The sequence below is a fragment of the Sphingomonas sp. genome, assembly GCF_019242355.1.
Lineage (GTDB): Bacteria > Pseudomonadota > Alphaproteobacteria > Sphingomonadales > Sphingomonadaceae > Sphingomicrobium.
The window spans coordinates 1-8,365 of the sequence record NZ_JAFAVR010000093.1 but is presented as its reverse complement, the minus strand read 5'-3'; the positions used below and the strand labels follow the sequence as shown (position 1 = coordinate 8,365).

Annotated in this window: 7 protein-coding genes and 1 pseudogene; 6 read left to right on the top strand and 2 right to left on the bottom strand. The window is 63.4% G+C overall.

Going from position 1 to position 8,365, the window contains the following annotated elements; translation table 11 throughout:
• Nucleotides 1-270: 270 nt before the first annotated feature.
• The 3 genes from JOZ79_RS04495 (at nt 271) to JOZ79_RS04485 (ending at nt 3,225) form a co-directional block, all read left to right on the top strand.
• On the top strand, nt 271-2,037 hold the full coding sequence (locus JOZ79_RS04495; RefSeq protein WP_294071197.1) for a M10 family metallopeptidase C-terminal domain-containing protein: 1,767 nt from the start codon (nt 271-273) through the stop codon (nt 2,035-2,037).
• Between the two features lie 109 nt (nt 2,038-2,146).
• Nucleotides 2,147-2,830 carry a hypothetical protein gene (locus JOZ79_RS04490; protein WP_294071194.1) on the top strand — a complete coding sequence of 228 codons (684 nt, stop codon included), beginning with the start codon at nt 2,147-2,149 and terminating at the stop codon, nt 2,828-2,830.
• A gap of 89 nt (nt 2,831-2,919) precedes the next feature.
• Nucleotides 2,920-3,225 carry a hypothetical protein gene (locus JOZ79_RS04485; RefSeq protein WP_294071191.1) on the top strand — a complete coding sequence of 102 codons (306 nt, stop codon included), beginning with the start codon at nt 2,920-2,922 and terminating at the stop codon, nt 3,223-3,225.
• A gap of 22 nt (nt 3,226-3,247) precedes the next feature.
• Here JOZ79_RS04485 and JOZ79_RS04480 read toward each other — a convergent pair whose 3' ends face one another.
• Nucleotides 3,248-5,470, bottom strand: coding sequence for a cadherin repeat domain-containing protein (locus JOZ79_RS04480; RefSeq protein WP_294071188.1), 2,223 nt, complete (start codon nt 5,468-5,470; stop codon nt 3,248-3,250).
• Nucleotides 5,471-5,621: 151 nt separating this feature from the next.
• On the opposite strand from JOZ79_RS04480, the gene JOZ79_RS04475 reads away from it, so the two are divergent.
• A complete protein-coding gene (locus JOZ79_RS04475) occupies nt 5,622-5,891 on the top strand; it encodes a hypothetical protein (protein ID WP_294071185.1) in 270 nt (89 codons plus the stop codon).
• 30 nt (nt 5,892-5,921) lie between these two features.
• On the opposite strand, the gene JOZ79_RS04470 is transcribed toward JOZ79_RS04475, so the two are convergent.
• Nucleotides 5,922-6,416: a ClpXP protease specificity-enhancing factor SspB gene (locus JOZ79_RS04470; RefSeq protein ID WP_294071182.1), complete on the bottom strand. Its 495-nt coding sequence runs from the start codon at nt 6,414-6,416 to the stop codon at nt 5,922-5,924.
• Between the two features lie 49 nt (nt 6,417-6,465).
• Here JOZ79_RS04470 and JOZ79_RS04465 point away from each other — a divergent pair, with 49 nt between their 5' ends.
• Nucleotides 6,466-6,843, top strand: coding sequence for a histidine triad nucleotide-binding protein (locus JOZ79_RS04465; protein WP_294071179.1), 378 nt, complete (start codon nt 6,466-6,468; stop codon nt 6,841-6,843).
• A gap of 62 nt (nt 6,844-6,905) precedes the next feature.
• Nucleotides 6,906-8,365 (top strand): annotated as a pseudogene (locus JOZ79_RS04460) (amino acid permease); the annotation flags it as partial.

Below are 8,365 nucleotides of genomic sequence, written 5' to 3'. Positions count from 1 at the left end.
CGACATCGTCGTTTCAAGTTGTCGCATTTTTTGCGTCATCCGTCGATGCCGGGCGCCGATAACGCAGGGCAAGGCCTGTGAACGAAACTTAAATCTCGACAGCAATTCGTTCGAACGCAATGTTTCCCTCATTCGAAGCGGGCGAAGACAAGGCAAACATTACTTGAAGTCCGGGAAGTCCATCCCGGGGGGATTCAATCCGTGACCTGAAGTCCGTCAGATGACGTCTGTCATTCTGGCCGCGAACTTCTGCGCACTACGAGGAAGTACATGGCGAACACAATGTATGTGAGCCCCACCGGGGCTGGCAATAAATCCGGCTCGTCCGCGGCAAACGCGGCTCCGGTCTCTGCGCTCGACGCCATGGTCCAGAAGGCCGGCGCCGGCGGCACCGTGAACATGCTCGCGGACAAGGGGTCCTACGACATCAGCGGGAGCATCATGATCAGCCACGGCGGAGCCACTGGCTCGCCGGTCCTGATCCAGGGCGTGACCAGCAGCGGCGCGGCGGCGGACATCACCATCAACGGCACTCGCGCCGCCAGCTGGAGCGCCGGGAAAGCCGACGGCAACACCATATTCAAGCTCTACAACGGGGCCAACAACCTCGATTTCGAGCACATGCACTTCAACAATGTCGGCATGGCCGTGAACCTGGGAGGCGACCTCAAGAACGTCACGCTGGCGCACATGTCGGCGAATAATGTTCGCTATTTCACCGGAAATTATCCGGGAGGCGGCGCGACCACCGCGAATGTCACGGGCTTCGCAATGCACGACATCACCGTCAACGGCTTCTCGAAGTCGGTGGTGCTCCTGAACGGCAACGCGTCAGGGATCACGCTCGACAATGTCCATGGCGATGGACAGTACCAGGACGGCGACAATTTCGAGATGGGGATCGCCCTTCAGGACACTGTCCACAACGTCCTCGTCGAGAACAGCTCGATGAAGAACACGATCGGCGTTGGGGTGACGGGCGCCTATGTCAATGGCGACGGCTTCGTTGCCGAAAGCAGCACCTACGACATCCATTTCACCAACTGCACGTCGACTGGCAACGGCGACTCCGGCTTCGACATCAAGTCGTCCAACGCCACCCTGACCGGCTGCTACGCTGAAGATAACAAGCGCAACTTCCGAATCTGGGGCACCAACATCACGCTGACGAACTGCGACGGTGTCGATCCGCACAAGAGGATCAGCAACTCGATGGGGTCGCAGTGCAATCTCTGGGTCTCGGCGGATGCCTCGAACGTCACCGTCAAGGGCGGCGCTTTCGTCGATTCAGGGTCGGATACCCACGCAGTTTCCAACGAGGGCGGCTCGCTGCATCTCAGCGGAGTGACGATCGTCCATGCAGCGAACGGCGACCTGGAAGACGGTGCGCCTCACACGACCGGGCTCGACATGTCGCTGGTCAAGGCCGTGGCTGCCACTGGAAGCTATTCGACGACCGGCGAGCAATATCTCGGGAAGGCGATCTCCAGCGCCACCGCCAGCCTGGGCAAGATCTGGAATGGAACCTCGGCGAGCGACACTTACCATGCCTCCGACACTTCGAGCTGGACGCTGAACGGCAACGCCGGCAACGACACGCTGGTTGGCGGTTCGGGCGCCGATCACCTGAACGGAGCCGACGGCGCGGATCACCTCAGCGGCGCAGCGGGCAACGACGTGATCACTGGCGGGGCGGCCGCGGACTTCCTGGCCGGAAACGGCGGATCGGACAGTTTCGTCTACACCGCGGTCTCGGACTCGACGCCGTCCGCCCACGACACGATCACCGATTTCACGCCCGGCACCGACAAGATCGACCTCCATGCAATCGATGCCGATGTGAAGGTCAGCGGCAATCAGGCTTTCACCTTCATCGATGAGGCGGCCTTCTCGAAGCACGCGGGAGAGCTTCACGTGACTCATCCCGATGCCACGCACACGGTCTTGAGCGCGGACGTGAACGGGGACGGGCACGCGGACTTCTCGATCACGTTGGACGGCGACCTGCACCTGTCGAGCGGCGACTTCATCCTCTGAAGTGTCGCTTTCCGGGACGTCCAGGACCGCCGCTTTCCGCGAATTAATGAAGCGATTTAACGCAAAGCGTATAGGAACTGCCGGCATTCATCGCCGGCAGGAGCGAGCCATGTTCAGCTATTCACGTGCATTGAGCGCAATCGGCCTGCTCGCGGCCGCGAATCTCACGGCCGGCTCCGCCGCCGGTTCATCGATCGCAGTCGCCCAGTGGAACATGGACGAGACCTTCGGAACGACGATGAACGACAGCTCGGGCAACGGCAACAATGGCACGATGACCAATGTCGTGACCTCGGGCGGGGGCTTCGTCTTCGACGGAGCGACGTCCAACGTGGTCGTGCCGGACTCACCGACGCTGAACCCCGGCACCAGCAACTTCTCCTACACCGTGCAGGTCCAGACCGATGTCGTCCCGGCGGTCGGCAAGGATTACGACGTCATGCGCAAGGGGCTGAGCAACACGACGGGCGGCGAATTCAAGGTCGAGGTCGAATACAGCAGCGGCATCGGCAAGGCGCTCTGCGTGGTCAAGGACAATACGGGCAAGTCGGGAAGCATCACAGGCACGACCAACGTCGCCGACGGTAATTTGCACACGATTACCTGCTCCAAAGGCCCGGGCAGCATCTTGCTGACCGTGGACTCGCTGAAGGCGCGCAAGAAATATGTGAGTCTGGGCAATGTCTCCAACACGGCCCAGTTGCTGATTGGATCACGGACCTCGACAGTCCTCGATTCCACGAACGACTGGTACAACGGCACCATCCGCAGCGCGAGCGTGTCGGTCGGCTGACGCAAGGCGGGGCGGGCGCCCGTCCTCTTCGCAGTTCCGACAGCCGCAGTTCAATGGGCGTTCATTGACAGCGCTTAGGAGCGTTCCGAATGAGCGCGACCGTTTCGACGAGCCGGGCCGGCAGGGTCATCCGCTTCATGCCCGTCGCATTCGCGATCGGCGGTGCGCTATCCCGTTTCGCTTTCCCTTGGGTCGAGACGCGGTTCCATATCAGCTGGTTCTGGGTGGCCGCCTTCTGGGCCCAGTTCTTCGCGCAGAGCGCATCCCGAGCGCGGGTCGGCATTCCCCTGTTGCTGCTGAATGGAACGGCGGCGACCTTCGCGATCCTGCTCACCAAGTTCGCGCTGGAGGGCTTTCCCCTCTACGCGAGCAAGGCGCTCATGGGGCTGTTCTAACCCGGCGACATCGCCGCCGATATCAGAACAGGAAATCGCCGCCGTGCGGGGCCAAACCTGCAAAATGCAGGTGATCGGCATGGTCGAACAGGGTCAGCGGAGCGGCCGGCATGTGGTCGAGCCCCGCGTGCGCGAAGCCCCCGCTGTGCAGGTCGCTGGCAAAGGCCCCGGCATGAGCCAGGCTGCTGCCGAGTCCCGGCGCATCGAAGACATGGAGGGTCGTGCCGGTGCTTTCGGCCTGTCCCTTCGCAGGGGTGGTAGCGATCGTGTCGGTCGCCCCAGACGAGTGAAGGCCCGGATTGGTGACCACCGAGGTGCCGATTCCGCCGGAATAGCTGACGGCCTTGTGGCCCTTGCCCGCGCCATTGCCGCCACCGTTGCCCGGCTTTGTCGCGACGACATCGGTCAGGTTGACGGTGAACGGCGCCGTGGAGGTCAGGCCGTGCGAGTCCGTGACAACCGCCTTGATCGCCCACTGCGATTGGGTCGCATAATTGAATACCGCGCCGGACGCGACGGTCACGGCACCCGTGTGGCCATCGATCACGAAGCGCCCGCCGGCATTGTCCGACAGCGAGTAGGTCAAGGTGTCGCCGGCGTCGGGGTCCGTGCCGTGGACGGTGCCGACGGGCGCGCCGGCAGCGGAGTTTGCCGGGATCGTGCCGCCGCTGAAGGTCGCGCCCGTCGGGGCTTCGTTGACGTCCTTGACCGCGATCGTGAAGCTTTCCCGGTAGGAGCCGGCGCTGTCCGCCGCCTGGACAGTTACGGCGAGGCTTGAGCTGCTCTCGAAATTCAGAAGGCTTCCGTTGGCGACGGTGATCTCGCCCGTTTGGGCATTGATCGCGAAGGCGCCGCCGGCATTGCCGGTCAGGCTGTAGGTGACGCCGGTTGCCGCGCCGTCGGTGGAAGCGAAGCCAACCGACGTCCCATTGGCGGAATTTTCCGCAACCGTGCTGGCCGACAGCGAGAGATCGGTCGGCGCAACGACCGTCGGCGTTGAAGGCGGTGGCGGTGGCGGTGGCGGTGGCGGTGGCGGCGGGGTGGGCGTGGTCGATTGCGGCAGCAAGGACGCGCCGTCGATCGAGAAGACGCCGGTCGCGTCGACGCTCAGGACGTGGGTGGGATCGATGACGAACGAGCCGCTGCCGCCGTTTAGCGTCCCGGAGGTCGCATGGACGATCTCGGTCCCAATGAAGGTGATGGAGCCCCCGGCGTCGAACAGCACGACCTTCGAACCAGAGCCGGAATCGGAGAAGGCGCCCCCGTTCACGGTGACAACGGAGCCGCGAAGCACCTGGATCTGCTCCTGGCCGCCGGTCGTGCCGCCCTGCTTGTGGGGATCGAACCCGGTGCAATTGGTGAGTGTGACGTCCGACCACAGGCGGAAGTTGCGCCCGTTGCCGTCGGCGGTGCAATCGGTGAGGGTCGTCGCCGTCGACTTGAGGTCGAAGCCGCCGTCGGCGTTGCCGCGTGACACGTCGCCGGTGAAGGTGATGTTGTAGTTGCCGTTCTCGGTCGTGAAGCCGTCGCCGTTCCAGTAGGTGCTAGAGCTCGCGACCGCATTTTCCATCGTCGATCCGGTGATGCTGATGTTGTGGGCGGTGCCGTCGAGGTGGATTCCCATGGCGATGCCGTCGCCGTCCTCATGCTGGCTGTCGCCATAGACGTTCGTGATCGCGACGTCGTGGCTGTCGTACTGCAGCCGGATCACGCCCTTCGAGAAGCCGTGGACGTCCACATTGGCAATTGCGAGGTTGCTGACCGTCGCGGTCGTTCCGCTGACCGACGCATAGTCGCTGAAGAAATACTGGACGTTGTTCGCGGTCATGTTGCTGATCGAGATGTCGTGGACATCGGCAGCGGCGAGGAAGGCCGACCCCACATTGTTGAACGTGATGTGCTGGAAATTGAGGTCGTTAGCACCAGCAATCATTCGGAAGACCGGGCTCCCCGACGCCATGCCGGCAGTGTAGGTTTCGGGACGATTGCCGTTGATGACCACGTTCGAGGCATGGCCGGCGCTGTCCTCGCCGACGATCGTCACCGACGCGCCGGCAACACCGCCGTGGGAAAGATTGATGGAACTGGTGACGCTATAGGCGCCATGATCGGACAGCAGAACGACGGTGCCGCCGGGGCCAGCGAGTTGAACCGCCTTGTCGAGGCTGTTGATTGAAAGCGCGTTCGTCGCGCTTGAGCCGGAGGCGTTTCCGCTCGAGCTGGGGCCCACATAGATCGTGCTCATAACGTCCTTCCCGACAATTCATCTGCGGGCCGGACTTTGGTGGTTAATTCCCACTAACCTCCTTTCAGCTATGGTGAATCCCCCGTTTACTTGGGGGAATAGGGTGGAAATGCGCTAAGGACGCGTCCGAATCTGCGGAGTTGGGACCGGCATGGCTTCGGAACGCGAACGGGCAATCGCTGAATTCAAGCGCATCCTCGCCTGGATCGTCGCGGTCGCAGTGCTGATGGTCGCGGGCGCGCTGGCCTATCTATACAAATTCAGCACCCTGGACACGAGCACGGTCATTGCCGTGACCGCAGGCGTGTTCCTTTCGGTATTGCTCGGCTGCGGCTTGTTTGCGGTTGCCTTCTTCAGCGACAAGAGCGGCCACGACCGAAGCGTCAACGAATCGACGCGGTCGGAGCGGGACAGGCATTAGGAGAGAGACTGCTCCGGGGGAGCTCTGGTCCTATTTCTTTCGCGTGAAGTCGACGCTGACGACGTTCGAACCGTCGTCGGCCTGGCCTGGGGACGTCTCGGATGACGGAGCGTCATTCTCGGCGACCTCATGCTCCTCTGCGACCTCGTCCGCGGCATTGGCCTGGAAGGTCAGCCGGAACTCGACCGCCGGGTCGTCGAACTGGGTCACCGCGGCAAACGGCACGCGAAGGGTTGAGCCGACGCCGCCGAAGGACAAGCCGACGCTGAACGCGTCCTTTTCCACCTTGAGGTCCCAGAAGCGGTGCTGGATGACGATCGTCATCTGGTCCGGGAAGCGCTCGGCGAGATGCTTCGGGATCGAGACCCCAGGCGCGCGAGTGCTGAAGGTAATGTAGAAGTGATGCTCGCCCGGGAGGCCGCCCGAGCGCTCGACCTCGCCAAGCACCCGGCCGACGACCGCGCGCAGGGCATCCTGCACGATCTCGTCATAGGGGATCAGGCTTTCCGGGGTCTCTTCGGCCATGGCTTTGTGGTAGCGGGCGGGGCCGACCGGTCAAGCGGAGTGTGCCCGAATGCCAATCGATGTCACCCAACCGTATGACGACGGCAACGTTTTCGCGAAGATCCTGCGCGGCGAGATCCCGGCCAAGCGAGTGTACGAGGACGACCACGTGCTCGCCTTCAACGACATCAACCCGCTGAGCCCCACGCACATCCTCGTGATCCCAAAGGGAGCCTACGTCTCCTGGGATGATTTCTCCGAGCGCGGCTCCGAGGCCGAAATCTCGGCGTTCGTCCGGGCGACGGGGAAGATCGCGCGCGAGGCGGGGCTGGTCGAGCCCGGGTACCGGCTCCTCGCCAATGTCGGCGGCGATTCAGGCCAGGAGGTGCCGCACCTCCACGTCCATATCTTCGCCGGGCGACCGCTCGGCCCGATGCTCGCCCGCTAAGGGGGATTGCCCTCCCGCTTGGAGCCGTTACGGTCACGCACGAACGGACATAGGGGAGTAGAATGGCCACAGTAGCACAGCGCGAGGGCGGCCGGGGGCGCATCAAGTCGCTCGACGCGATCCTTGCAACCGCTGAGAAGAAGTCGCTCAAGCGCTCCCTCGGCGCGTTCCAGCTGACGCTGCTCGGCATCGGCGCCGTCATTGGCACCGGCATCTTCGTGCTGACCGCCACTGCTGCCCAGAAGGCGGGGCCGGGCATGATGGTGAGCTTCATCATCGCCTGAATCGTCTGCGCCCTTGCCGCGCTCTGCTATTCCGAGCTTGCCTCGATGGTTCCGGTCGCGGGCTCCGCCTATACTTATTCCTATGCGGTCATGGGCGAGATCATGGCGTGGCTGGTCGGCTGGGCGCTGATCCTCGAATATGCGCTGGGCGCCAGTGCCGTTGCAGTCGGCTGGTCCGGGCACGTCGTTCCGGTGCTCGACACCATAGGCATCCACCTGCCGCACGCATTGACGGTCGGACCCAAGATCGAATGGGGATTCCTGCAAGGCGGCGAGGTCGGCGGCGTGGTCAACCTTCCCGCAGTCCTGATCACTGCGCTTGTCACGACTCTTCTCGTGATCGGCACCAAGGAAAGCGCGACGTTCAACGCCGTTCTCGTCTGCATCAAGGTCGCTGCGCTCACGTTGTTCGTCCTCGTCACCGTGCCGATGATCAGCGGCCACACGCAGAACTTCCATCCCTTCACGCCGCGCGGCTGGGGAAGCCCATTCAGCTCCGCAGGCGTCGGAGTTCTTGGCGCCGCGGCCTCGATCTTCTTTGCCTATGTCGGCTTTGATGCGGTCTCGACGGCCGCCGAGGAGACCAAGAACCCGCAGCGCAACGTTCCCATCGGCCTGATCGGGTCGCTGGCGATCTGCACCATCTTCTACCTGCTCGTCGCCGGTGGCGCGATCGGCGCCTATGGCGCGCAGCCTCTCTTCGACGCCAGCGGCAATGCCCTCAAGGAAGGCTCGCCGGAGCTATATGCAAGTGCCGCCTGCAGCGCCGCGCATGCTCCGCTCGTCTGCTCGAAGGAAGCCCTCGCCTATGTCATGCGCGAGGTGTCGAGCCCGATCTTCGGCACGCTCGTCGGCCTTGCCGCGACCATCGCGCTGCCGTCGGTCGTCCTGCTGATGATGTACGGCCAGACCCGCATCTTCTTCGTCATGGCCCGCGACGGCCTCCTTCCGGAAAAGCTATCGACCGTCCACCCGAAGTTCCGGACGCCCTATGTCGTCACCATCCTCACCGGCGTCGTGGTCGCAATCGCGGCCGCTTTCCTGCCGGTGGGAACGCTTGCCGATTATTCGAACGCGGGGACATTGTTCGCCTTCGCGGCGGTATCGCTTGGAGTGATGATTCTGCGCCGCACGGACCCGGGTCGCGCTCGTCCGTTCCGGACGCCGGCGCTGTTCGTCGTCGCGCCGCTGTCGATCCTCGGCTGCGTCGTGCTATTCATGAGCCTGAACATCGAATC